This window comes from [Actinomadura] parvosata subsp. kistnae, from assembly GCF_900323885.1.
GTDB lineage: Bacteria > Actinomycetota > Actinomycetes > Streptosporangiales > Streptosporangiaceae > Nonomuraea > Nonomuraea composti.
In genome coordinates this window covers 182,657-205,131 of record NZ_OOHJ01000022.1, presented here as the reverse complement: position 1 = coordinate 205,131, position 22,475 = coordinate 182,657, and the positions used below count along the sequence as shown (strand labels likewise).

The window sequence follows — 22,475 nt, the reverse complement described above, 5'->3', positions numbered from 1 at the left end:
GGAGTAGGGTTCCAGTGCCTGCGGAGGGTGCGCCGGCGAAGCCGCGGAGAAGGAGCGTATGGCATGACATGGCGATGGCGTTATGAAAATGCAAACGGTGGTGAGGTAACGGACCGCCCCTTGCCGCGAGAGGTTTTTCCGAGCCAGGCGGACGCGGAGTCGTGGCTCGGCGAAAACTGGCGGGACCTGCTGGAATCGGGAGTCGAGCAGGTCGCCCTGCTCGATGAGGACCGCGTCGAGTACACGGGTTTGTCATTGCGTCAGGAGTGACCGGGCGATCACACGAGAAACCCCTTGAGCGCCGTGGCGGCTCAAGGGGTTTTCGATGCCCGGGACGCTACGGGCGCTTGGGCGGGCTCTGCGTCTTGGCCGGGTCGCGCTCCACGACCGAGCCGAGCACGTCGTCGATGCGCTTGAGCACGTCGGCCTCCAGCTTGACGCCGGCCGCCTTGACGTTGTCACGCACCTGCTCGGGCCGGCTGGCGCCGATGATGGCGCTGGAGACGTTCGGGTTCTGCAGGACCCAGGCGATCGCGAGCTGCGCCATCGACAGCCCCAGGTCGGCCGCGATCGGCTTCAGCTCCTGGACGCGGGTGAGCACGTCGTCGTTCATGAACCGGGAGATCATCGCGCTGCCGCTCTTGTCGGTCGCGCGCGAGCCCTCCGGCGGCTGCTGGCCGGGCAGGTACTTGCCGGTCAGCACGCCCTGGCCGATCGGCGACCAGACGATCTGGCCCACGCCCTCCTGCTCGCACAGCGGCACGATCTCCGACTCGATGACCCGCCACAGCATGGAGTACTGGGGCTGGTTCGACACGATCCGGTCGAAGCCCATCTCGTCGGCGATCTTGAGGGCCTGGGCGATCTGGTCGGCGGTCCACTCGCTCACGCCGACGTAGAGGACCTTGCCCTGGCGGACGAGGTCGTCGAACGTCTTGAGCGTCTCCTCAAGAGGAGTCTCGGCGTCGTACCGGTGCGCCTGGTACAGGTCGACGTAGTCGGTCTGCAGGCGGCGCAGCGAGCCGTGGATGGACTCGGTGATGTGCTTGCGCGACAGGCCGCGGTCGTTCTTGCCGGGCCCGGTCGGCCAGTAGACCTTGGTGAAGATCTCCAGCGACTCCCTGCGGACGCTCTTGAGCGCGCGGCCGAGCACCTCCTCCGCCTTCGTGCCCGCGTAGACGTCGGCGGTGTCGAACGTGGTGATGCCCTCGTCGAGCGCCGCCTGCACGCACTGCTTGGCGGCGTCCTCCTCGACCTGGGAGCCGTGGGTGAGCCAGTTGCCGTAGCTGATCTCGCTGACCATGAGACCGCTGCGACCGAGGTGACGGAATTCCATGGATCCGACCTTAATCCCGGCACATGGGATGATCCGATTCGGGATAGGGTGCGCGACGTGCTGAAGCTCGTACGGCTGGCGCTCACGGCGGCCATCCTGACCGCGATAGCGGTACGGCTGCGCCGCCGCGCCCGCATGCCAGAAAGGCTGACCGTCCCCCCGGCCCCCGCTCCTGCGGCCCGCCGCACGCGGATGGGCCTGGTGTGGGCGGGCATCGCGGGAATCGTCGCGGTGACCCTGACGGCCGCCCTGCTCCCGGACAGCGGCCGACCGGCCACGACGGGGCACGCCGGCCAGGCGCAGGCCCGAGCCCAGACCCTGACGCAGGCGCCGAGCCAACCGCCGACGCAGGCCCCGGCACAAGCCCCGACCCAGGCGCCGACCCAGGCTCCGGCGCAGGTGCCGAGCGCCGCGCCGACGGCGACGCCCGACCCGGCTGCTCGCCCGCGCCCCGCCCCGTGACCGTGCGGCCGATCGACCCGCGGGTCAGGCAGGCCGTGAACCGGCAGTGGCGGCGGATCGAGCGGTGGCTGAAGGCGAACGCGCCGCGCACGTACCGCACGCTGGGCGCGCCCGGCAGGGCCCGCACGATCGCGATCGCCGAGGCGCAGATGGGCGTGGACTTCCCCGACGACCTGCGCGCCTCCCTGCTGCGCCACAACGGCTCGCGCGGCGCGTACGGGTTCGGCCTCGGGTTCTGGTCGGAAGGCGCGACGAACCTCAGCACGCGCGAGATCAGGGACGCCTGGCGCGCCCTGTGCGCGCGCCAGCGCACCGACCCCGCCGGCGAGCACTGGAACGGCCGGCTGATCCCGTTCCTCTATCAGCGGGAGGAGGGGACGTTCGCCGCGGTGGACTCCGCGGGCGGAGCCGTGGTCGGGGGCGCGACGGAGCCGCGCATGCCGTCGTACCACGCGCTCGTGCGGGCCGTCGCCGACGCCCTGGAGCAGGGCACCCCGCTCGAAGGACGGCGGCCCGCGGTCACGCGCGGCCTGCTGCGGTGGGAGCAGGCGTAGCGGCTAGCGCTTGGGCTGGACGGGCTTGCCGCCGGGCAGCACCTGGGGCGGCGGGAAGCGCAGCTTGCGGATCTGCAGCGCCCGCATCGCCGCGTAGAAGCCCACGCCCTTGACGCTCTCGTTCGGCAGCTTCTCGGCGACGAGCTTCTTCACCTTCCACGACACGTAGACGGAGGTGACGAGCACGCCGATCATCATGATCGGCCAGCCGATCGTGACGACGTAGCCGAGCACCTGCGCGCGGATCGCCATCGGCCACGGGACCCAGGTGGCCAGCAGGATCACTAGCGAGAACGGCAGGAAATACTGGCTCGGCAGCCGCCGCGAGTCGACCCAGTCGCGCGCGAACTTGCGCGCGGGGCCCTTGTCACGAACGGGAAGATACCGCTCGTCACCTGCGAGCATGCCCTGGCGGGCCCTCTCGCGCTCGGCGGCCTGCTTGGCCCGCATCTGCCGGTACGCCTCTTTGCGGTCTTTCGGCGCGGAGACGTACTGGCGCCGCTTGCCCTCGGCTTCCCGGCGCTTGGGTGTGGGACGACCTTTACCCTGGGGCTTAGGATCGTCAACGGGGACGGGGGTGTCGTCCACGGAGGTTTGGGAACGGCGTCGCAACACGCGTCAACCCTACCTGGACTGCAACTTAGTGACGCCCCCGTGCGTTATGCGTAGGGTAATCCCAAGGCGGCTGCGCTGCATTGGGATTGACACCAGCACGACCTAGAAGGGGACGGCCGACGCGCATGAGCGTGATGAAGAGACTTTCGATGATCTTCAAGTCCAAGGCCAACAAGGCCCTGGACAAGATGGAGGATCCGCGCGAGACCCTTGACTACTCCTATCAGCGGCAGCTCGAGCTGCTGCAGAAGGTGCGCAGGGGGGTGGCCGACGTCGCCACCTCGCGCAAGAGGGTGGAGTTGCAGATCAGCGGGCTCGAGAAGCAGGCCCAGCGCCTGGAGGACCAGGGCCGCAAGGCGCTGTCCGTCGGGCGCGAAGACCTCGCCCGTGAGGCGCTGCAGCGCCGGTCCAGCCTGCAGACGCAGATGGCCGACCTGAAGGTGCAGCACGACAACCTCCAGGCCGAGGAGGAGAAGCTGACCACGGCTTCCCAGCGGCTGCAGGCCAAGGTCGACTCCTTCCGCACGAAGAAGGAGACGATCAAGGCCACCTACACCGCCGCCGAGGCGCAGACGCGCATCAACGAGGCGTTCTCCGGCATCTCCGAGGAGATGGGCGACGTCGGCCTGGCGATCCAGCGCGCCGAGGACAAGACGGCGCAGATGCAGGCCCGCGCCGGCGCGATCGACGAGCTGCTGGCCAGCGGCGCCCTCGACGACTTCAGCGGCACCCGCGGCGACGACATCCAAGCCGAGCTCGACCGCATGGGCGGCGGCATGGACGTCGAGCTGGAGCTGGCCAGGATGAAGGCCGAGCTGGGCCAGGGCCCGGCGCCGCAGTCGGCGATCGAGCAGGGCCGCCCGCAGCAGCAGGCCCAGCCGCAGCCGCAGGCGCAGCCCCAGCAGCAGGGCGGCCAGACCCAGCAGTACCGCCAGCCTGGGGAGGGCGCATGATCGTCAGGATCATGGGCGAGGGTCAGGTGGAGATCTCCGCCGACGACATCTCCGTGCTCAACGAGCTCGACAGCGAGCTCGAAGCGGCCATCGAGGCCAGCGACGAGAAGGCGTTCAGGGTCAAGCTGCACGCGTTGCTCGACAAGGTGCGCCACGTGGGCAAGGCGCTTCCCGACGACAGCCTTGAGCCGTCAGAGCTGATCCTTCCCCCCGCGGACGCCTCGATCGAGGAGGTCCGGGAGATGCTGGGCGACCAAGGCCTCATCCCGGGCTGATCCCGTGCGCACGCGGTTCGCGTCCGACCGCGGCCTGACCAGCCGCATGGTCGTGACGATGTTCCTGCTCGGGCTGCTCTACGTCGTGTTCGTCGGCGTCCTGATCGCCCTCGGCGTCCGGGCGCTGACCGTCCTCGTGCTGGCGGGCGGCCTGCTGCTGGTGCAGTACTTCCTGTCCGACCGCATCGCGTTGTTCGCGATGCACGGGCGGGAGGTCTCGCCGCAGGAGGCCCCTGAGTTGCACGGCCTCATCGACCGGCTGTGCGCGCTGGCCGACATGCCCAAGCCGCGGGTGGCGATCGCGGATTCCGACGTCCCCAACGCGTTCGCCACCGGCCGCAACCAGAACAGAGCGGTCGTCTGCGTGACGACCGGCATCCTGCGCCGCCTGGAGCCGCAGGAGCTGGAGGGCGTGATCGCCCACGAGCTGTCCCACGTCGCCCACCGCGACGTGGCCGTCATGACCATCGCCTCGTTCCTCGGCATCGTGGCGGGGCTGATGACCAGGTTCGCGCTCTACAGCGGGCTCGGTGGCCGCCGCAACGGCGGCCAGGGAGGGCTGCCCGTCGGCGCGATCGTGCTGCTGGTGTCCGTCGTCGTGTACGCCGTCAGCTTCCTGCTCACCCGCGCCCTGTCGCGCTACCGGGAGCTGGCCGCCGACCGGGCCGGCGCCCTGCTCACGCAGCGCCCGTCGGCCCTGGCCAGCGCGCTGACCAAGGTGAGCGGCGAGATGGCCAGGATCCCGACCCGCGACCTGCGCGAGGCGGAGCCGTTCAACGCCTTTTACTTCGCCCCGGCCCTGGCCAGGGGGCAGTCGCTGGCGAACCTGTTCTCCACGCACCCGACGCTGGAGCGCCGGCTCGAACAACTCGCCGCCATCTCTCAGCAGCTCGGAAGGGGCTGAGCAGGCATGGGCTGGCTCGACGCGCTGCTCGGCCGGACGAAACCGGTCAAGCCCAACCTCGACGCGCTGTTCGCGCTGCCGTCGGCGGCCGTGACGCTGCAGGCCGCGACGGGGCTGACGCCCACCGGTCTCGGCTCCGTGGCGTTCAGGGCGGCGGAGGGCGGCGCGTTCGCCACGGCGGAGAGCGACGCCAAGGCGCTGCTGGGGGAGCGCGTCGAGGAGTCCGACGACGGCTACGGCTACACCTGGCTGCTGGTCCGGCGTACCTCGGAAGCGCTCGGCGACCTGGTCACCGAGCTGCACGCGGTCAACTCCACGCTGGAGGGCGCCGGGTTCGGGCCCTCGCTGCTGTGCTCGCTGGTGTCGTTCGCCGCACCCGACGGACGGCGGCTGGCCGTCGTCTACCTGTACAAACGCGGCACCTTCTACCCGTTCGCCCCGATGGCGGGGCAGAAGCGCGACAACCCGCTCGAACTGCAGGCCAGAGGCGCCCTCGAAGGCGAGCTGCCACTGGAGAAGGACCTCGGCCGATGGTTCCCTGTCTGGGGCGCTCCAGGGCTCTGACCGGGGCGCTCATGGGCGGCCGTAGCCCATAGTGATCTAATTGTCACGTGGAGCGAAGGTTGTTCGTGCTCGCCGCCTGCGCGTTCATCGTGACGGCGGTCCTCGCCAGCGCCTGGGTGACCGGCCAGTTCACCACCCCCGCCGTGGACCGGACCGAGGGGTACGTCAGCGAGCTCGCCGCCAGGAACCAGCCGTGGACGCGGCTGTTCCGGGTCAGCGACGTGCTGACGGGGCTGGCGTGCCTGGCCGGGGTGGCGCTGGTGCCCAGGGTGGCCCGCGAGTGGCCGGGCTGGCTGGCGCTGGCCGCGTTCGGGCTCCTCACGGTGGTGGCCGGGCTGTTCCCGCTCGACTGCGCCGCACTCAGCGACCCCCTGTGCGGGCGTCAGGGGGCCTCCGCCGCGCACGTGGCGCACGCGGCGGCGCGGGTGCTCGGCACGATCGCGGTGCTGGTCGCCATGGTGCTGCTCAGCGCGCGGTGGCGGGCGCGGGCGTCGTGGTTGTTCACCTGGCTGACCCTGGGCGCCACCCTGCTCACCGCGGGCGCCCAGGCCGCCGGGCACGGCGTCGGGCTGGCCCACCGGGCCCAGCTCACGATGATCGCGGTGTGGCTCGTGTACGTCGCCCTCCGCCTGCTCGTCGCCGACGACGCCGCCGCCGACGAGGCCGGGCCACGGATCGCGCCCGGCCGCATGGGAGGCGTGGGCGGCGCCCGCGTCCGCACGGACGACGCCCCGGCTTGGAGCGGCGCCGATGGGGTTCGCGCGGATGACGAGCCCCTCTGGAGCCGCGCGGGGGCCGATCCCGGGCCGGGCGGGCGCGGGCGGGCACACGTCGTCGTGCAGGGGGCCGGGCCGGTGGTGCTGATCACGGCCGGGCTCGCGGGCGCCTGGTTCCACTGGGACGCCGTCGCCGCGCGGCTCGCGGTCGGGCACCGCGTCATCCGCTTCGACCGGCCGGGGCTCGGGCTGAGCCCCTGCGCGCCGGTTCCGCCCACCCTGTACGACGAGGCCGCCCGGCTGGCCGCGCTGTCGCCCGCGCACCCCCAGCAGGTGACGCTCGTCGCCCACGGGGTCGCCTGCTGGCACGCGGAGGCGTTCGCCCGGCTGCACCCGCTGTGCCTGGCCAGGCTCGTCCTCGTGGAGCCCGCGTGCACGGCCGAGCGCCGGCCGCTGCCGTTCGCCAGGACCGCCTGCCGGTGGCTGCCCGCGCTGGGCCGCACCTGGGGCGCGACGGCCCTGGCCCGCCTGGCGGGGCCGCCCGCGCACCGGCTGCTCACCGGGCTGCCCGACCCGTCGGGGGTCTACGGCACGGGCCGGGTGCTCGCCGCCGCGGTGGGGGAGTGGCTGGCCCGCCGCGGCATGGCCGCCGACCTGCGCCGGCTGCGCGAGGAGAAGCCGTTCCCGGACGTGCCGGTCACCGTGCTCAGCGCCGGCGACCCGGACGGCTGCGCCGAACGGCTCGCGGACGCGCTCGCCGCGGAGCACGTGCGCCTGCCGCGCGCCGGCCGCCACCTCCAGCTCCGCGCCCCGCAGGCCGTCGCCCACGCCGTCACCTGAGCCGCGCGCCCGCCGGGTACGGGACGCCTCCACCCGCGCCGCACGCCCGCGAAGCCCGCCCGAGCCGCCCGCCCGGTCCCGCCGAGCGCCGTTCCAGATCACGTACCCTTGCCCGAACACATGACGGAACCCCGGCTCACCCGTAAGAATGGCGGCAAGGACGCCGTACAGGGGAGTCGCCGATGCCGGACCTCGCGGCCCTGAGACCAGGGGACCCCGCGACGGTGGGCGAGTACCGCCTGGCCGGGCGGCTCGGGGAGGGCGGGCAGGGCATCGTCTACCTCGCCACGAGCCCGGAGGGCACGCAGGTGGCGCTCAAGCTGCTGCGCGCCGACCTGGCGGGCGACGCCGGGGCGTCGGAGCGGTTCGTCCGTGAGGTGGCGCTGGCCAGGCGGGTGGCGCCGTTCTGCACGGCCCAGGTCGTCGGCACGGGCCTGTTCGGCGGGCGGCCGTACATCGTCAGCGAGTACATCGAGGGCCCTACTCTGGCCGACGTCGTACGCGAGCAGGGCCCCCGCTCGGGCACCACCCTGCACCGGCTGGCGGTCGGCACCGTCACGGCGCTGGTCGCGATCCACCAGGCGGGCATCGTGCACCGCGACTTCAAGCCGTCGAACGTGGTGCTCGCCCCCGACGGGCCGCGCGTCATCGACTTCGGCATCGCCAAGGCGCTCGACATCGCCTCGACGCTCACCGGCTCGGTCATCGGCACGCCGTCGTACATGGCGCCCGAGCAGCTCTCGGAGTCGGGCCCGGGGGAGAAGTCGGACCTGTTCGCGTGGGCGTGCACGCTGGTGTTCGCGGCGTCGGGGCAGCCGCCGTTCGGGCAGGACAGCGTGCCCGCGGTGGTCAACCGGATCATGCACGCCGAGCCCGACACCGCGTGCCTGACCGATCCGGCCCTGCGCGCGCTGGTCAACGACTGCCTGGCCAAGGACCCCGCGCGGCGGCCGTCGGCGAGCGAGGCCCTCATGCGTTTGCTCGGCCGCGCGACCTCCGCCGACGCGCCCGGCCGTCAGCCGCCGGGGGATCCGGAGGGCCCCACCGACGTGACCGGCCGGCGGCCGGTGGAGGAGCCCCCGGGCGCCCCCGAGCCCGCCGCGCCGACGGGTTCACCGGCCGGTTCCCCGACGGGATCGGCCACGGGCCTGCTGCGGCAGGGCACGGCCACGGTGGGCCGGCCTGGCGGGCGCGGCCGTACCGGCTGGGTGGTGGCGGGCGGCGTCACGGGCGTGCTCGTGCTCGTGGCGGCCGGCGCGTTCACCGCCGCCCGCCTGTCCGGCACCGCCGGACGCACGAACGCGGTCGTCGGCACGCCGTTCCCGGCCCCGGCGACCGCGCCCGCCGCCCGCCCGCTCACCCTCCCCGGCACGTCGGTACGGCTGGAGGAGCGCGACGGCGACCCCATCAGGCTCGCCTCCTACACCGTGGACGGCGGCCGGCGCCTGTACGTCAGGAAGCACGCCACCGGCCGCTTCACCCCCGAGACCCGCTACTTCGAGTACGCCCTCGACCCGTCCACCAACCTGGCCCTGGGCACCGACGTCGACTACAGCACCGACCTGTTCGCCACGGTGTCCGTCGTCGACCACGTCACCGGCCGCCGGCGGGTCGTCGAGGTCAGCCGCAAGCCGATCTTCCCCACCACGCCCCGCTGGTCCCCCGACGGCAGGTACGGCCTGGTCACCCTCTACCGGGGCAGCGACGGCGACGCCACCGAGTACGGCTTCGGCATCGTCGACGTGGCCCTGGAGAAGGGCCGGGCGTTCCGGATCACGGACGAGGGCGCGGGGGAGTGGCGCTTCTTCTGGGACGCCGGCGGCCGGGCCGTGGGCACGTGGTCCGGCGGCCGGATGAGGTTTTACGACCTCGACGGCAAACCCCTGCGCACGCTGTCGGACGTGGGCACGCCGGTGTGGGTGGAGGGCGACGACGTCTCGCCGTCGGGCACCCGGTTCCTGGCCCACTGCGCCGCGGCCGGCACCTCGCTGTGCGCGTACCCCACCTCGGGCGGCGCGGAGCCGGTCCGGATCCCGGTGGCCAGCAACCGGCTCATCGGCTGGTGGGACGACGGCCACGTGGCGGTGTGGCGGGAGCGCGGCGGCGGGTACGAGGCCGTGGTGACCGATCTGGCGGGCAGGGCGGCCCGGGTGATCGCCACGGCGCGGGAGAAGGCGGAGTTCGACAGGATGGGCTTCCGGTTCAGCCGGGTCTCCCCGTAGCCGCGCCCGCCGACCTAGGATCAGGTCCGAACCCACCCGAGGGGAGCTGGGATCTCGTGGACATCACGGTGAGCGGCGAGGGCTCCGTCCTGGTCGCGCCCGACACGTTGCGGCTGTACGCGGGCGTCGAGGTGCGCAGGGCGTCGGCGGGCGAGGCGTTCGCCGCCGTGCGGGCCGCGGCGGCGCGGCTGGGCGAGGCGCTGCGGCAGGCGGGCATCGCACCTGACGACCTGTCCACGTCGGAGCTGTCCCTGGGCCCCGAGTACGAGTCGTACCCGAAGGTGTCGGCGTACCGGGCGGCGCAGGGGCTCGAGATCGTCGTGCGCGACATCGGCAGGGGCGACCACGTCATCGACACCGTCGTGGGCGTGGGCGAGGAGGCCAGGCTGCACGGCGTGGCCTTCGAGGTGTCCGAGCCCGGCCCGGCGCTGGCCGAGGCGCGGGCGAAGGCGTTCCGGCAGGCGGCGGCCAAGGCGGCCCAGTACGCCGAGCTGGCCGGCCGCCCGCTGGGCCGCGTGGTGGAGGTGCAGGAGAGCGCGGGCGGCCCCCCGCGGCCCCTGCGGGGGATGGCGCCGCAGACGATGGCGGCCGAGAGTGAGCCGTCGCTCAGCCCCGGCCGCCAGAGCCTCAGGGTGCAGGTGACGCTCGGCTACGAGTTCGCCTGAAGCCCGGAGACGGCTCTACGGCAGGGCCAGCATGCGGTCGAGGGCGACCTTGGCCCAGTGGGTGGTGTCGTCGTCGACGGTGATCTGGTTGACGACCTCGCCGAGCACCAGCGACTCCAGCGCCCACACCAGGTGCGGCAGGTCGATCCGGTTCATGGTGGAGCAGTAGCAGACCGTGCGGTCGAGGAACGAGATGTTCTTGTCGGGGAAGGTCTGGGCCAGGCGCTTGACCAGGTTCAGCTCGGTGCCGATGGCCCAGCTCGACCCGGCGGGCGCGGCCTCCAGCGTCTTGATGATGTGCTCGGTGGAGCCCACGTGGTCGGCCTTGAGCACGACCTCGTGCCGGCACTCGGGGTGCACGAGCACGTTCACGCCGGGGATGCGCGCGCGCACGTCGTCCACCGACTCGGCCGTGAAGCGGCCGTGCACCGAGCAGTGGCCGCGCCACAGGATCATCCTGGCGCGCTCCAGCTCCTCCTGGGTGAGCCCGCCGTTGGGACGGTGCGGGTTCCACACCACGCAGTCCTCCAGCGACATGCCCATCTCCAGCACCGCCGTGTTGCGGCCGAGGTGCTGGTCGGGCAGGAACAGCACCTTCTGGCCCTGCTCGAAGGCCCAGTCGAGGGCGCGGCGGGCGTTGGAGGAGGTGCAGACCGCGCCGCCGTTCCTGCCGCAGAACGCCTTGATGTCGGCGCTGGAGTTCATGTACGTGACAGGGATCACCTGGTCGGCCAGCCCGGCGTCCTCCAGGGCCTCCCAGCACTCCTCGACCTGGTCGAACGTGGCCATGTCGGCCATCGAGCACCCGGCCGCCATGTCGGGCAGGATGACCTTCTGGGCGTCGGTGGTCAGGATGTCGGCCGACTCGGCCATGAAGTGCACGCCGCAGAAGACGATGAACTCGGCCTCGGGCCGGGCGGCGGCCTGCTGGGCGAGCTTGAAGGAGTCGCCGGTCACGTCGGCGAACTGGATGACCTCGTCACGCTGGTAGTGGTGGCCGAGCACGAACAGGCGCTCGCCGAGCGCCTCCTTCGCCTTGCGCGCGCGGTCCACGAGGTCGGGATCGGAGGCGGGCGGCAGCTCGCCGGGGCAGTCGACCCCCTTCTCGCTGTGCGGATCGGCACCCCGGCCGAGGACGTAGAGCGGCAGTCCCGTCTGGGCAGCCATGGCCGTACCCCCTTATCGTCGATTTGACGATACTCATCATGACACATGGGACCTTGTGGTTATTCCGGGCCCCAGAGGAGTGAGCGGACCCCCGGGAATGTGTGGCAACGCCCAGGTGTTGGTAGCGTCATTAGTAGGACGTCAGAAACAGACAGCCGGGTTAGGGAGTCAGCAGATGACGGTTGAGAGCAGCGAGACCACGGCACAGGGCCTGATCCTGACTGACGCGGCCGCCGCCAAGGTCAAGAGCCTGCTCGAGCAGCAGGGCGAGGAGGGCCTGCAGCTGCGGGTCGCCGTGCAGCCGGGAGGTTGCTCCGGCCTGCGCTACCAGCTCTTCTTCGACGACCGTTCGATGGACGGCGACGTCGTGTCGGACTTCGGCGGGGTCAGCGTGGTCACCGACCGGATGAGCGCCCCCTACCTGATGGGCGCCTCCATCGACTTCGTCGACACGATCGAGAAGCAGGGGTTCACGATCGACAACCCCAACGCCACGGGCTCGTGCGCCTGTGGTGACTCGTTCAACTAGCGCTCGAACGGCGCTCGAAGCAGGTCCCGCTCGCCTTTGTGCGCGCGGGACCTTCGCGTATTCTCGTGGGGCCTATTGGCCTGCTGACAACGAGGAAGAAGAATCCCGTGCGCATTGCCGTGACCGGCTCAATCGCGACAGACCACCTGATGACCTTTCCTGGAAGCTTCGGCGATCAGCTCATCGCCGAGCAGCTCGACAGGGTGTCACTCTCGTTCCTGGTCGATGATCTCCAGATCCGGCGCGGCGGCTGCGCCGCGAACATCGCCTTCGGAATGGCCTGCCTCGGTCTCAACCCGATCCTCGTGGGCGCCGTCGGCAACGACTTCGCCGACTACCGCTCCTGGCTGGAGCGCCACGGCGTGGACTGCGGCTCCGTGCACGTCTCCGAGACCCAGCACACCGCCCGCTTCCTGTGCACCACCGACCAGCACCACAACCAGATCGCCTCGTTCTACACCGGCGCCATGGCCGAGGCGCGGCTCATCGAGCTGCAGCCCGTCGCCGACCGCGTGGGCGGGCTCGACCTGGTGCTGATCAGCCCCAACGACCCCGACGCGATGCTGCGCCACACCGACGAGTGCCGCCAGCGCGGCATCCCGTTCGCCGCCGACATCTCCCAGCAGCTCGCGCGCATGGAGGACGAGCAGATCCGCCAGCTCGTCGACGGCGCCGCCTACCTGTTCTCCAACGACTACGAGAAGGGGCTCATCGAGCAGAAGACCGGCTGGTCCGACGAGGAGATCCTGTCCCGCGTCGGCGTCCGCGTCACCACGCTCGGCCCCAAGGGCGCCGTCATCGACCGCGCCGGCGAGCCCTCCATCCAGGTCGCCCCCGCCCCCGAGCGCGGCAAGGCCGACCCCACCGGCGTCGGCGACGCCTTCCGCGCCGGCTTCATGTCCGGCCTGGCCTGGGGCCTGTCGCTGGAGCGGTGCGGGCAGATCGGCAACCTCACCGCCACGCACGTGCTGGAGCGCGTCGGCGGGCAGGAGTACGAACTGGGGCAGAAGGGCTTCATGGAGCGCTTCGCCGCCGCGTACGGTGCCGAGGCCGCCGCCGAGGTCGGCGAGCACGTCCGCTGCTACCACCCGTGACATGAGCGAGGCCGTCCCGGAGCAGGGGACGGCCTCGACGATCGACGCCCGCGTGCGGTCAGCGGAAGGCGTACACCCGGTGCACGAACTCGGCGAGCTGGTCGTCGGGCAGGTGCCTGGCCAGGTCGGCCTCGCTGATCATGCCGACGATGCGGCCTCCGTCCATCACCGGCAGCCGCTTGATCTGGTGCTCCTCCATGCGCGCCAGCGCCTCCTCCACGGTGGCGTCCGACGCCACCCAGACCAGGCCGGTGGCCAGCTCGCCCGCCGTCACCCGCGCCGGGTCGTGACCGGCGGCCACGCACTTGATGACGATGTCGCGGTCGGTGATGATGCCGGTGACCCGGTCGTCCGGCCCGCACACGGGCAGGGCGCCCACGTCGCTGTTACGCATCATCTGCGCCGCCCGGTCGAGGGTCTCGTGCGCGCCGATGCACTCCGCTCCCGTGCTCATGACGTCGCGGGCGGTCTCGTTCGGTTGTCCGCTGATCATGGCTTTCCCCTGCATGTCGATGGACTCGTACGCAGGGCCCCTACCCACCAGACAGAGCCCAATCAGGGATTTGCGGACGGCCGGAAGCTCAGTAGTTCCGCATGACGTGGATCGCCCAGCCGCCTTCCGGCAGCTCGTACGACCCCACGTGCCGGTGCGACTTCAGCCTGCACCACGCCGGGACGTCCGTGTAGGCCGCGGGATCGTCGGCCAGCACGGCCACCACGGCGTTCAGCGGGACGTGGTTGATCTGCTCGGCGAGCATGATGATCGGGACAGGGCACTTCTTCCCCAGCGCGTCGATCGTCAAAGCCGGCTGCGTCACCTCGGTCATGCGACTCCCGCGTCCTGGCGGATGCGGCGCACCAGATCGGGCAGCACGGCGAGGAACCTGTCGACCTCGCCGGCGGAAGCGCCCCTGGGCAGCGACACCCGGACATTCCCATGCGTGAGCACGCCCATCGCTTCGAGGACGTGCGATGGACGAAGCGTACTAGCGGTGCACGAGCTTCCGGACGATACGGCGAATCCGGCCTTGTCCAGCTCGCCCAGCAGCGCCTCCCCGTCAACGTAGAGGCACGAAAAGGTCACGATGTGCGGCGCCCGGTCAACGGGGTCGCCGATGACCTCCACGTCAGGAACGATCCTCGGGACCGTCTCCCTGATCCTTTCGACGAGCGAGGAAAGCCTCGCCTGCTCCCGCTCCGCCTCGGCCGCCGCCGCGCGCAGGGCCGCCGCCGCCGCGACGATCGCCGGCACGTTCTCGAAGCCCGGCACCCGCCGCCGCTCCCGCTCGTCCTCCGGCAGGTACGAGCGGAACCGCGTGCCCTTGCGCACCGCCAGCACGCCCACCCCGGCGGGCCCGCCCCACTTGTGCGCGCTGGCCGTCAGCACCGACCAGCCCGGCGGCACCGGCAGCCGCCCCGCCGTCTGCGCCGCGTCCACCAGCAGCGGCACCCCGTGCTCGCGGCACGCCTCGGCGGCCTGCTCGACCGGCTGCAACGTGCCGACCTCGTGATTGGCCGTCTGCAGGCACGCCAAAGCCGTGCCGGGCCGCGCGACCGCCTCGGCGAACCGGTCGAGGTGCACCCGCCCGTTCAGCGCCACGCCCACCGTCTCGACCGTGCCGCCCTCCCGCTCGTGGACCTGACCGGCGTGCAGCACGCTGGAATGCTCCACCGCGCTCACCACGAGATGACGCCCGGCCCTGCGCCTTCCGTGTAGGGTGCCGAGGACGCCGAGATGCACGGCCTGCGTGCCCGACGCGGTGAACGACACCTCGTCGGGGCGGGCGCCGAGCACCTCGGCCACCTCCGTGCGAGCCTGCTCCAGCAGCAGGTGCGCGCGGCGGGCCTCGCCATAGAGTCTCGCGGGGTCGGCCCAGCCGGAGTCGATCGCCGCCAGCAGCGCCTCGCGCGCCTGAGGGTGGAGCGGTTCGCTCGAAGCCGCGTCGAAGTAAGCCACGAGACTCATCGTCCCACTTGCGGCGCCACCGAGGGGTCGCGCGGTAGGGCGAGGCCCCTGCACGCTAATGTGTCTGCTTGTCAGTCTGTGCTTGATGCAGAAAGAGCAATACGAGCGCCCAAGGGAAAGACTCTTGGGCTTCATCTGTGGGGTAGGCGATCCGTGAGTCCGACTCGCCGTACGACGCGGCGTTCGTTGGCCCGGCGCAGGGTGCCGCGCGCCGCCGCTTTGGCGTTGCTGCTGGCCACTGCTACGGCGTGTGCTAATGACGTCCCCGAGGCCGACTGGTCTCGCGGCCTTCTTCCCGACCACATCACCGAGCAGGGCGGGATCGTCCAGAATCTGTGGAACGGGGCCTGGATCGCCGCACTCGCCACGGGTGCCGTCGTCATCGGCCTGATCATCTGGGCGTGCATCTTCCACCGCAAGCGCAGGGCCAAGGCCGAGCTGCCGCCGCAGGTGCGTTACAACCTGCCGATCGAGATGCTCTACACCTTGATCCCGCTGGTGATGGTGTCGGTGTTCTTCTTCTTCACCGCCCGCGACAGCGAGGCTCTGGCCAAGGTCGACGGCAACGCGCCGGTCAAGGTCAAGGTCGAGGCCTTCCAGTGGAGCTGGCGCTTCACCACGACCGTCAACGGCAAGACGTTGAAGCCCGTCGCAGGTGTGCCGGTGAGCGACTTCCACCAGGGCCCGCAGCTCGTGCTGCCGGTGAACACCAAGGTCGAGTTCGACCTGGAGACCGACGACGTCATCCACTCGTTCTGGGTGCCGGAGTTCCTGTTCAAGCGGGACGTCATCCCGGGCATCCCCGAGGGTGACCCCGGCCGGAAGTTCCAGATCACGACGCTCGACAAGCCCAACGTCTACGCCGGCCGCTGTGCCGAGCTGTGCGGTGTCGACCACAGCAGGATGCTCTTCTCGGTGAAGCTCGTCCGTGCGGACGAGTGGAACCAGTACGTTACGACCCAGGCTGGGAGTGCCCAGTGACCGCCATTCACGAACCCCTGACGACCGCGCCGGTCCGGCCCTCGGGTAGCACCAAGGGCCAGATCATCGCCAAGTGGATGTCCTCGACCGATCACAAGATCATCGGGCACATGTACTTGATCACGTCGTTCGCCTTCTTCCTCATCGGCGGCGTGATGGCCCTCGTCATGCGGGCCGAGCTGGCGCAGCCGGGGCTGCAGTTCACCAGCAACGAGCAGTTCAACCAGCTGTTCACCATGCACGGCACGATCATGCTGCTGATGTTCGCGACGCCGCTGTTCGCCGGCTTCGCCAACGAGCTGATGCCGCTGCAGATCGGCGCCCCCGACGTCGCCTTCCCGCGCCTGAACATGGTCAGCTACTGGCTCTACCTGTTCGGCAGCCTCATCGCCGTCTCCGGCTTCTTCACCCCGGGCGGCGCCGCCTCGTTCGGCTGGTTCGCCTACACGCCGCTGTCGAACGCGATCAACTCGCCCGGCATCGGCGGCGACCTGTGGATCATGGGTCTGGCCCTGTCGGGTCTGGGCACGATCCTCGGCGCGGTCAACTTCATCACCACGATCATCTGCATGCGCGCGCCCGGCATGACCATGTTCCGCATGCCGATGTTCACCTGGAACGTGCTGCTGACCAGCATGCTCGTGCTGATGGCCTTCCCCGTGCTGGCCGCCGCCCTGCTCGCGCTGGAGTCCGACCGCAAGCTCGGCACGCACATCTTCGCCTCCGACAACGGCGGCGCGCTGCTCTGGCAGCACCTGTTCTGGTTCTTCGGCCACCCCGAGGTGTACATCATCGCGCTGCCGTTCTTCGGCATCGTGACCGAGATCATCCCGGTCTTCAGCCGCAAGCCGATCTTCGGTTACATCAGCCTCGTGGGCGCGACGATCTCGATCGCCGGTCTGTCCATCACGGTCTGGGCGCACCACATGTTCCCGACCGGCCAGGTGCTGCTGCCGTTCTTCTCGTTCATGACGTTCCTCATCGCCGTGCCGACCGGCGTGAAGTTCTTCAACTGGATCGGCACGATGTGGCGCGGCCACCTCAGCTTCGAGTCGCCGATGCTGTTCTCCGTCGGCTTCCTCATCACCTTCCTCCTGGGCGGCCTGACGGGCGTCATCCTGGCCTCGCCGCCGCTCGACTTCCACATCAGCGACACCTACTTCGTCGTCGCGCACTTCCACTACGTGGTCTTCGGCACCGTCGTGTTCGCGATGTTCGCCGGGTTCTACTTCTGGTGGCCCAAGTTCACCGGCAAGATGCTCGACGACAAGCTGGGCAAGCTGCACTTCTGGCTGCTGTTCATCGGCTTCCACACCACGTTCCTCGTCCAGCACTGGCTCGGCATGGCGGGCTTCCCGCGCCGCTACGCCGACTACAGCCCGGCCGACGGCTTCACCGACCTCAACCTCCTGTCGTCGGTCGGCGCGTTCGTCCTGGGCGCCTCGACGCTGCCGTTCTTCTACAACGTCTGGAAGACCTGGCGCAGCGCGCCCAAGGTCACCGTGGACGACCCGTGGGGCTACGGCAACTCGCTGGAGTGGGCGACTAGCTGCCCGCCGCCGCGGCACAACTTCACCTCGCTGCCGCGCATCCGGTCCGAGCGCCCCGCCTTCGACAAGCGGTTCCCGCACGCTTCCACCAAGTCCGACCACCCGGAGGTTGAGTCCTGATGAAGGTGCAGGGATGGTTGTTCCTGCTGTGCGGCCTGTTCTTCGCCGGCGTGGACATCGCCTACTGGTTCTGGACGAAGGCCGCCACCGGCAAGGGTGAGCCCGTCGGCACGACCGCCATGGCCATCTCGGTCGGCTTCGCGTTCATGGTGGGCTACTACCTGATGTTCACCGCGCGCCGCATCGGCGCGCAGCCGGAGGACAACAAGCAGGCCGAGATCAGCGACGGCGCGGGCGAGCTGGGCTTCTTCAGCCCGAGCAGCTGGTGGCCGCTGTTCCTGTGCCTGGCGGCGGCCTTCGCCTTCGCCGGGTTCGTGATCGGCTTCTGGATGTTCCTGATCGGGGTCTTCCTCGTGATCATGGCCATGATCGGGTTCGTGTTCCAGTACTACCGGGGCCACTTCTCGCACTGAGCCACGCACACCCGGAGCGGGCGTTCTCCCTTGGGGGAGGACGCCCGCTTTTTGGTGTTCTTTACCAGTGGGCGGATGTGGCCATCTGATCACCCAGGGTAATAAAGGAGGCAGAAGTGGCTCGATCGTGGACGAGGGAGTACTCGTGGGGCGCGGAGCGTATGGAACGGCCGGCCTGCTGGCCCTGGCGCTGCTGACGGCGTGCTCGGCGGCCCCCGCCGACGACCCCGAAGGGGTCGCCATGGCAGGCGGGGCGCGGGCGCCCCCGTAGGGGTGTCTCCGGCGGACAAGAGCACGAACGTGCCCACGGACCAGCCCGTGGTCGTGTCCGTCCACGGGGGCACGCTGAAGAGCGTACGCGTGGAAGGAGGCAAGGCGGGCCGCTCAAGGGCGTCCTGAGCTCCGACGGCACCCGCTGGCGCAGCCTCGGCACCGCCCGGCCCGGCACCGCCTACACGGTCACCGCCGTCTCCGTGGACCCCGCCGGGCGGACGAGCGAGACCCGCAGCGCGTTCTCCACCGTCAAGGGCGACAAGACGTTCGACATCGAGACCATCACCCCCAACAAGGACGACACCGGCCTCACCGTCGGCATCGGCATGCCCATCATGATCGCCTTCGACAAGCCCATCACCGACCGGATCGCCATCGAACGCAACCTCACCGTCCACAGCTCCAAACCCGTCGAAGGGGCCTGGCACTGGTTCGACAGCCAGCACGTCGACTTCCGCCCCGAGAAGTACTGGCCCGCCCACACCAAGGTCCGCGTGGAGGCCAAGCTCGCCGGAGTGCGCGGCGCGCCCGGCATGTACGGCAAACGCGACGTCCGCCTCGACTTCAAGATCGGCCGATCGCAGATCACCCGAGGCAGCACCGACGAGCACGTGCTCGTCGTCCGCCGCAACGGCAAGAAGATCCGCACCATGCCCATGAGCGCCGGGCAGGGCGGCCAGTGGAAGTACTACACCACCTCCGGCATCCACCTCGCCATGTCCCGCGAACCCGTCACCGTCATGACCTCACCCGGCATCGGGCCCGGCTCGCCCGGCTACTACCGGCTCACCGTGTACAACACCGTGCGGATCTCCAACAGCGGCGAGTACGTGCACAGCGCGCCCTGGTCGGTGGGGTCACAGGGGAACTCGAACGTCAGCCACGGATGCGTGAACGTCAGCCCGGACAACGCCGCCTGGTTCATCAAGAACACCCTGATCGGGGATCCGATCATCATCACGGGGTCGCCCCGGAAGCTGGAGCCCACGAACGGGTGGGGGCACTGGCAGCAGAACTGGCGGCAGTGGCTCAAGTGGAGCTCCCTGAAGGCGGGCCCGACCCTCGCCCTCCGCTGACCCGCCCCGGACGGCCATGTCGCCACACGGGGCCGCCTGCTGGGTCGCGAGCGGCGCCAGGACCCCTCGCGTCACGCGCCGAGCGCTGCCACCTTGCCCGCGCCGCCACATTCGAGGCACGCGACGCCGCCGTGCCTGAGGCACGTGCTGCGACGCCGTGCTTGAGGCGCGTGCTGGGGCGTTGCGTTGGGGCGCCTGCTGCGGCGCTCTGGCTGAGGCGCTCTGGCTGGGGCGCGCGTTGCCAGACAGCGCCGCCGTCTTGCCTAGGCCGCCCGCACTGCCGGCTGCGTGCTGACGCTGGGCCCCGTGGGTGGCGCTGCTGCGTAAGCCACGCCCACGCCCGGGTGCTGCCGCTCTGCCGCGCCCGCGAGCCGCTCTGCCGCGCCTGCGGGCTGCTTTGGCGCGCACGTGAGCCGGTTCGCCGCGCACGCGAGCTGCTTTGCCGCGCACGTGAGCCGGTTCACCGCGCACGTGAGCTGCTTTGCCGCGCACGCGAGCTGCTTTGCCGCGCACGTGAGCCGCTTGGCCGCGCACGCGGGCTGCTTTGCCGCGCCTGCGGGCTGCGTTGCCGCGCCTGTGGGCCGCGGGCTCCGACGCCTGACGCTGCGGAGGCGGCCCGACGCCGCCGTCTCGCTACCGGCTGCGCGGCGCTGCCCTACCTCATGCCTGCGTGCGGCTCTCGTCGGGCCGGCGTGCGGCGCGGCCGTCCGCCGCCACTTGCCGCCGTCCCTCGCCACCGCCTGCGCCCGGTGCGGCCCTGAGATGCTTCTGGGGCGCGCAAAGGCGTCAAAGGGGACGTGCGGGCGCGGGAGCCGCCGGTGGTGCGTCCTGTGAGCGAGGGGCCGGGCTCCGGTGAGAAGGTGGGGAGCCCGGCAGAGGGGACGTCAGGAGGCGGGGCGGAAGGAGCTGCTGGCTTCGATCCAGCGGTCGAGGGTGGCCGCGGCCGCGCCCGAGTCGACCGCCTGGACCGCGCGGGCGTACCCGTCGATCATGGCCGAGTCGAGGTCGTCGCCGGGCCCGTCGAGGGCGACCAGGGCGGCCGCCGCGTTGAGGAGCACGGCGTCGCGTACCGGGCCGGTCTTGCCGCGCAGCAGGTCGTGCACCGCCTGGGCGTTGAAGGCGACGTCGCCGCCGCGCAGCGCGCCGACGTCGGCGCGCGGGATGCCGAGCACCGCCGGGTCGAACGTGGTCTGGGTCGCGGTGCCGTCTCTGACCACCCAGACGGTGGAGGTGGCGGCGATGGTGAGCTCGTCGAGGCCGTCGTCGCCGCGGAAGACGAGGGCGGAGACGCCGCGCTCGGCGAAGACGCCGGCGAGGACGGGCAGCATGTTGGGGTCGTAGACGCCGATGGCCTGCGCGGACGGGCGGGCGGGGTTGGTGAGCGGGCCCAGGAAGTTGAAGATCGTGGGCACCCCGATCTCCTTGCGGGTGGGGCCGGCGAAGCGCAGCGCGGGGTGGTAGACGGGGGCGAAGCAGAAGGCGATGCCCGCGTCGCGCGCCACCTGGGCGGTCTGCTCGGGGGTGAGGTCGAGCCGGATGCCCAGGTGCTCCAGCACGTCGGCGGCGCCGCACGAGGACGAGGCGGCGCGGTTGCCGTGCTTGACGACCCTGGCCCCCGCCGCGGCGGCCACGATGGCGGCCATGGTGGAGACGTTCACGGTGTGGGCCCGGTCGCCGCCGGTGCCGACGATGTCGACGACCGGCCCTTCGACGCTCAGCGGCGTGGCGAGGTCGAGCATGGTGCGGGCGAGCCCGACGACCTCGGCCACGGTCTCGCCCTTGGCGCGCAGCGCGATCACGAAGCCGGCGATCTGGGACGGCGTCGCGGCGCCGGACATGATCTCCCGCATCGCCCAGGCCGACTCGTCGGAAGTGAGGTGCTCTCCGGACAGGAGAGCGGAAAGCAGGGAGGGCCAGGTCGTCCGGGAGTCCATGGGCACCTACTTAGCGTTGAGACGGGTGGAGTTGCGGCGGCGCATCAGGTCGGCCACGGTGTCGGCCAGGACCATGGGCTCCAGGGGCTGCGGCACGACGGCGTCGGCCTTGGACCACTCGGCCAGCCAGCGGTCGTCGCGCCTGGCGATGATGAGGCAGATGGGCGGGCAGTCGTAGACCTCGTCCTTGGCCTGGCGGGAGACGCCCATGCCGCCGGCGGGCTGCGTCTCGCCGTCGAGGATCGCCACGTCGATCTCGCCGGAGCCCAGCCACTGGTGGACCTTGGGCTCGGTGGCGCACTCCACGATCTCCACGAGCGGTACGTCGGCCGCGGGGCGCCTGCCGATGGCCTGGATCACCTCGGCCCGGGTTGCGGCGTCGTCGCTGTAGACGAGGACCTTCATCTTCTCGTCGGTGCTCCCAGTGGACATCGGTCGCGCTCACTATCAGTCGAAGCGGTATGGTCACCTGGGATCGTACCGGTGTGCCGCGATACATACCCAGGCCACCATGCCTGGTGGGTGTTATGTGGCAATTATCCCAGGTTGGGTCCCGGTTTGTACCTGCTAACGGGGGGTCGTGCGCCGGACCGACCACCGGAGCCGCAATAATGCTGCCCGTGGCGACAGCATCCGCAATAACTTCGACGACGACAGCACAGTCGTACCGCAGACCCAACCTGGTCAGTGTGGGCACGATCGTCTGGCTGTCCTCCGAGCTCATGTTCTTCGCGGCGCTGTTCGCGATGTACTTCACCATCCGGTCGGTGAGCGAGGGCAAGGGCCTCGAATGGGGCCCGTCACTGCACCAGGCGGGCATGGAGCTCGCCGAGGGCGCTCACCTGAACATCCCGTTCGCGACGGTCAACACGATCATCCTGGTCCTGTCGAGTGTGACGTGCCAGCTTGGCGTGTGGGCCGCAGAGAAGGGGCAGGTCGGAAAGCTCCGCTTCTGGTACATCGTCAGCTTCCTCATGGGCGCGATCTTCGTCGCCGGGCAGCTTTACGAGTACATGGAGCTGGCGTCAGAGGGCGCGACCTTGTCCGCTAACGCCTACACCTCGGTGTTCTACCTGACGACGGGCTTCCACGGCCTGCACGTGACCGGTGGCCTGATCGCGTTCCTGTTCATGCTGGGACGCACGTACGCCGCGAAGCGCTTCACGCATGAGCAGGCCACCAGCGCGATCGTCGTGTCCTACTACTGGCACTTCGTAGACGTCGTCTGGATCGGTCTTTTCGCGACCATCTACATCATTCGTTAAG

26 protein-coding genes are annotated in these 22,475 nt (G+C 70.7%); 18 read left to right on the top strand and 8 right to left on the bottom strand.

Going from position 1 to position 22,475, the window contains the following annotated elements; translation table 11 throughout:
* The first annotated feature begins 63 nt into the window (after window positions 1-63).
* Complete coding sequence (locus KIS93_RS43740; RefSeq protein ID WP_080041212.1) at window positions 64-270, top strand: hypothetical protein; 207 nt, start codon at window positions 64-66, stop codon at window positions 268-270.
* A 67-nt stretch (window positions 271-337) separates the two neighbouring features.
* Here KIS93_RS43740 and KIS93_RS43735 read toward each other — a convergent pair whose 3' ends face one another.
* Window positions 338-1,336 carry an aldo/keto reductase family protein gene (locus KIS93_RS43735; RefSeq protein ID WP_080041211.1) on the bottom strand — a complete coding sequence of 333 codons (999 nt, stop codon included), beginning with the start codon at window positions 1,334-1,336 and terminating at the stop codon, window positions 338-340.
* Between the two features lie 57 nt (window positions 1,337-1,393).
* Here KIS93_RS43735 and KIS93_RS43730 point away from each other — a divergent pair, with 57 nt between their 5' ends.
* Window positions 1,394-1,798 carry a hypothetical protein gene (locus KIS93_RS43730; protein WP_186404778.1) on the top strand — a complete coding sequence of 135 codons (405 nt, stop codon included), beginning with the start codon at window positions 1,394-1,396 and terminating at the stop codon, window positions 1,796-1,798.
* Window positions 1,795-2,352: an SMI1/KNR4 family protein gene (locus KIS93_RS43725; RefSeq protein ID WP_186404777.1), complete on the top strand. Its 558-nt coding sequence runs from the start codon at window positions 1,795-1,797 to the stop codon at window positions 2,350-2,352. Before KIS93_RS43730 ends, KIS93_RS43725 begins: the two co-directional genes overlap by 4 nt.
* Before the next feature lie 3 nt (window positions 2,353-2,355).
* Here the strand turns inward: KIS93_RS43725 and KIS93_RS43720 are convergent, their stop codons facing one another.
* A complete protein-coding gene (locus KIS93_RS43720; RefSeq protein WP_230466427.1) occupies window positions 2,356-2,940 on the bottom strand; it encodes a DUF3043 domain-containing protein in 585 nt (194 codons plus the stop codon).
* A 152-nt stretch (window positions 2,941-3,092) separates the two neighbouring features.
* On the opposite strand from KIS93_RS43720, the gene KIS93_RS43715 reads away from it, so the two are divergent.
* From KIS93_RS43715 to KIS93_RS43685, 7 genes are all read left to right on the top strand, one after another.
* A complete protein-coding gene (locus tag KIS93_RS43715; RefSeq protein ID WP_080041208.1) occupies window positions 3,093-3,920 on the top strand; it encodes a PspA/IM30 family protein in 828 nt (275 codons plus the stop codon).
* Entirely contained in the window at window positions 3,917-4,195 is a 279-nt protein-coding gene (gene pspAA, locus KIS93_RS43710; RefSeq protein WP_080041207.1) for a PspA-associated protein PspAA, read from the top strand. The genes KIS93_RS43715 and pspAA overlap by 4 nt, the downstream gene beginning before the upstream one ends.
* Before the next feature lie 4 nt (window positions 4,196-4,199).
* A complete protein-coding gene (htpX, locus tag KIS93_RS43705) occupies window positions 4,200-5,099 on the top strand; it encodes a zinc metalloprotease HtpX (RefSeq protein WP_080041206.1) in 900 nt (299 codons plus the stop codon).
* A gap of 6 nt (window positions 5,100-5,105) precedes the next feature.
* On the top strand, window positions 5,106-5,663 hold the full coding sequence (gene pspAB, locus KIS93_RS43700; protein WP_080041205.1) for a PspA-associated protein PspAB: 558 nt from the start codon (window positions 5,106-5,108) through the stop codon (window positions 5,661-5,663).
* Between the two features lie 47 nt (window positions 5,664-5,710).
* A complete protein-coding gene (locus KIS93_RS43695; RefSeq protein ID WP_080041204.1) occupies window positions 5,711-7,219 on the top strand; it encodes an alpha/beta fold hydrolase in 1,509 nt (502 codons plus the stop codon).
* Between the two features lie 182 nt (window positions 7,220-7,401).
* Window positions 7,402-9,441 (top strand): serine/threonine-protein kinase, encoded by a 2,040-nt coding sequence (locus tag KIS93_RS43690; protein WP_080041203.1) that lies wholly within the window; start codon window positions 7,402-7,404, stop codon window positions 9,439-9,441.
* A 56-nt stretch (window positions 9,442-9,497) separates the two neighbouring features.
* Entirely contained in the window at window positions 9,498-10,106 is a 609-nt protein-coding gene (locus KIS93_RS43685; RefSeq protein WP_080041202.1) for an SIMPL domain-containing protein, read from the top strand.
* 15 nt (window positions 10,107-10,121) lie between these two features.
* Here KIS93_RS43685 and nadA read toward each other — a convergent pair whose 3' ends face one another.
* Window positions 10,122-11,273 (bottom strand): quinolinate synthase NadA, encoded by a 1,152-nt coding sequence (nadA, locus tag KIS93_RS43680; RefSeq protein ID WP_080041201.1) that lies wholly within the window; start codon window positions 11,271-11,273, stop codon window positions 10,122-10,124.
* A 175-nt stretch (window positions 11,274-11,448) separates the two neighbouring features.
* Here nadA and erpA point away from each other — a divergent pair, with 175 nt between their 5' ends.
* The gene (gene erpA, locus KIS93_RS43675; RefSeq protein WP_043638338.1) at window positions 11,449-11,802 is read left to right on the top strand and encodes an iron-sulfur cluster insertion protein ErpA; all 354 of its coding nucleotides are present in this window, start codon (window positions 11,449-11,451) and stop codon (window positions 11,800-11,802) included.
* A 107-nt stretch (window positions 11,803-11,909) separates the two neighbouring features.
* On the top strand, window positions 11,910-12,896 hold the full coding sequence (locus KIS93_RS43670; RefSeq protein WP_080041200.1) for a carbohydrate kinase family protein: 987 nt from the start codon (window positions 11,910-11,912) through the stop codon (window positions 12,894-12,896).
* Between the two features lie 58 nt (window positions 12,897-12,954).
* Here KIS93_RS43670 and KIS93_RS43665 read toward each other — a convergent pair whose 3' ends face one another.
* The 3 genes from KIS93_RS43665 to KIS93_RS43655 form a co-directional block, all read right to left on the bottom strand.
* Window positions 12,955-13,389, bottom strand: coding sequence for a CBS domain-containing protein (locus KIS93_RS43665; protein ID WP_080041199.1), 435 nt, complete (start codon window positions 13,387-13,389; stop codon window positions 12,955-12,957).
* A gap of 88 nt (window positions 13,390-13,477) precedes the next feature.
* Window positions 13,478-13,723 carry a sulfurtransferase TusA family protein gene (locus tag KIS93_RS43660; protein ID WP_080041198.1) on the bottom strand — a complete coding sequence of 82 codons (246 nt, stop codon included), beginning with the start codon at window positions 13,721-13,723 and terminating at the stop codon, window positions 13,478-13,480.
* Window positions 13,720-14,862, bottom strand: coding sequence for a cysteine desulfurase family protein (locus tag KIS93_RS43655; protein WP_230466425.1), 1,143 nt, complete (start codon window positions 14,860-14,862; stop codon window positions 13,720-13,722). The genes KIS93_RS43660 and KIS93_RS43655 overlap by 4 nt, the downstream gene beginning before the upstream one ends.
* A 186-nt stretch (window positions 14,863-15,048) precedes the next feature.
* On the opposite strand from KIS93_RS43655, the gene ctaC reads away from it, so the two are divergent.
* The 5 genes from ctaC to KIS93_RS43635 all read left to right on the top strand — a co-directional run bounded on the left by ctaC (window position 15,049) and on the right by KIS93_RS43635 (window position 19,275).
* Window positions 15,049-15,843: an aa3-type cytochrome oxidase subunit II gene (ctaC, locus tag KIS93_RS43650; RefSeq protein ID WP_246005450.1), complete on the top strand. Its 795-nt coding sequence runs from the start codon at window positions 15,049-15,051 to the stop codon at window positions 15,841-15,843.
* Entirely contained in the window at window positions 15,840-17,513 is a 1,674-nt protein-coding gene (gene ctaD, locus KIS93_RS43645; RefSeq protein WP_186404776.1) for an aa3-type cytochrome oxidase subunit I, read from the top strand. Before ctaC ends, ctaD begins: the two co-directional genes overlap by 4 nt.
* Window positions 17,513-17,926, top strand: coding sequence for a cytochrome c oxidase subunit 4 (locus KIS93_RS43640; protein ID WP_080041195.1), 414 nt, complete (start codon window positions 17,513-17,515; stop codon window positions 17,924-17,926). The genes ctaD and KIS93_RS43640 overlap by 1 nt, the downstream gene beginning before the upstream one ends.
* A 145-nt stretch (window positions 17,927-18,071) precedes the next feature.
* Window positions 18,072-18,197, top strand: a complete 126-nt coding sequence (locus KIS93_RS67830) for a hypothetical protein (RefSeq protein WP_281261997.1) — start codon at window positions 18,072-18,074, stop codon at window positions 18,195-18,197.
* Between the two features lie 124 nt (window positions 18,198-18,321).
* Window positions 18,322-19,275, top strand: a complete 954-nt coding sequence (locus KIS93_RS43635) for a L,D-transpeptidase (RefSeq protein WP_246005489.1) — start codon at window positions 18,322-18,324, stop codon at window positions 19,273-19,275.
* 884 nt (window positions 19,276-20,159) lie between these two features.
* On the opposite strand, the gene trpD is transcribed toward KIS93_RS43635, so the two are convergent.
* Together trpD and KIS93_RS43625 are read right to left on the bottom strand one after the other, a co-directional pair.
* The gene (gene trpD / locus KIS93_RS43630) at window positions 20,160-21,209 is read right to left on the bottom strand and encodes an anthranilate phosphoribosyltransferase (RefSeq protein WP_168010223.1); all 1,050 of its coding nucleotides are present in this window, start codon (window positions 21,207-21,209) and stop codon (window positions 20,160-20,162) included.
* A 6-nt stretch (window positions 21,210-21,215) separates the two neighbouring features.
* Complete coding sequence (locus KIS93_RS43625; protein ID WP_080041193.1) at window positions 21,216-21,641, bottom strand: hypothetical protein; 426 nt, start codon at window positions 21,639-21,641, stop codon at window positions 21,216-21,218.
* A 179-nt stretch (window positions 21,642-21,820) separates the two neighbouring features.
* On the opposite strand from KIS93_RS43625, the gene ctaE reads away from it, so the two are divergent.
* Window positions 21,821-22,474: an aa3-type cytochrome oxidase subunit III gene (ctaE, locus tag KIS93_RS43620; protein ID WP_080041192.1), complete on the top strand. Its 654-nt coding sequence runs from the start codon at window positions 21,821-21,823 to the stop codon at window positions 22,472-22,474.
* Window position 22,475 lies beyond the last annotated feature (1 nt).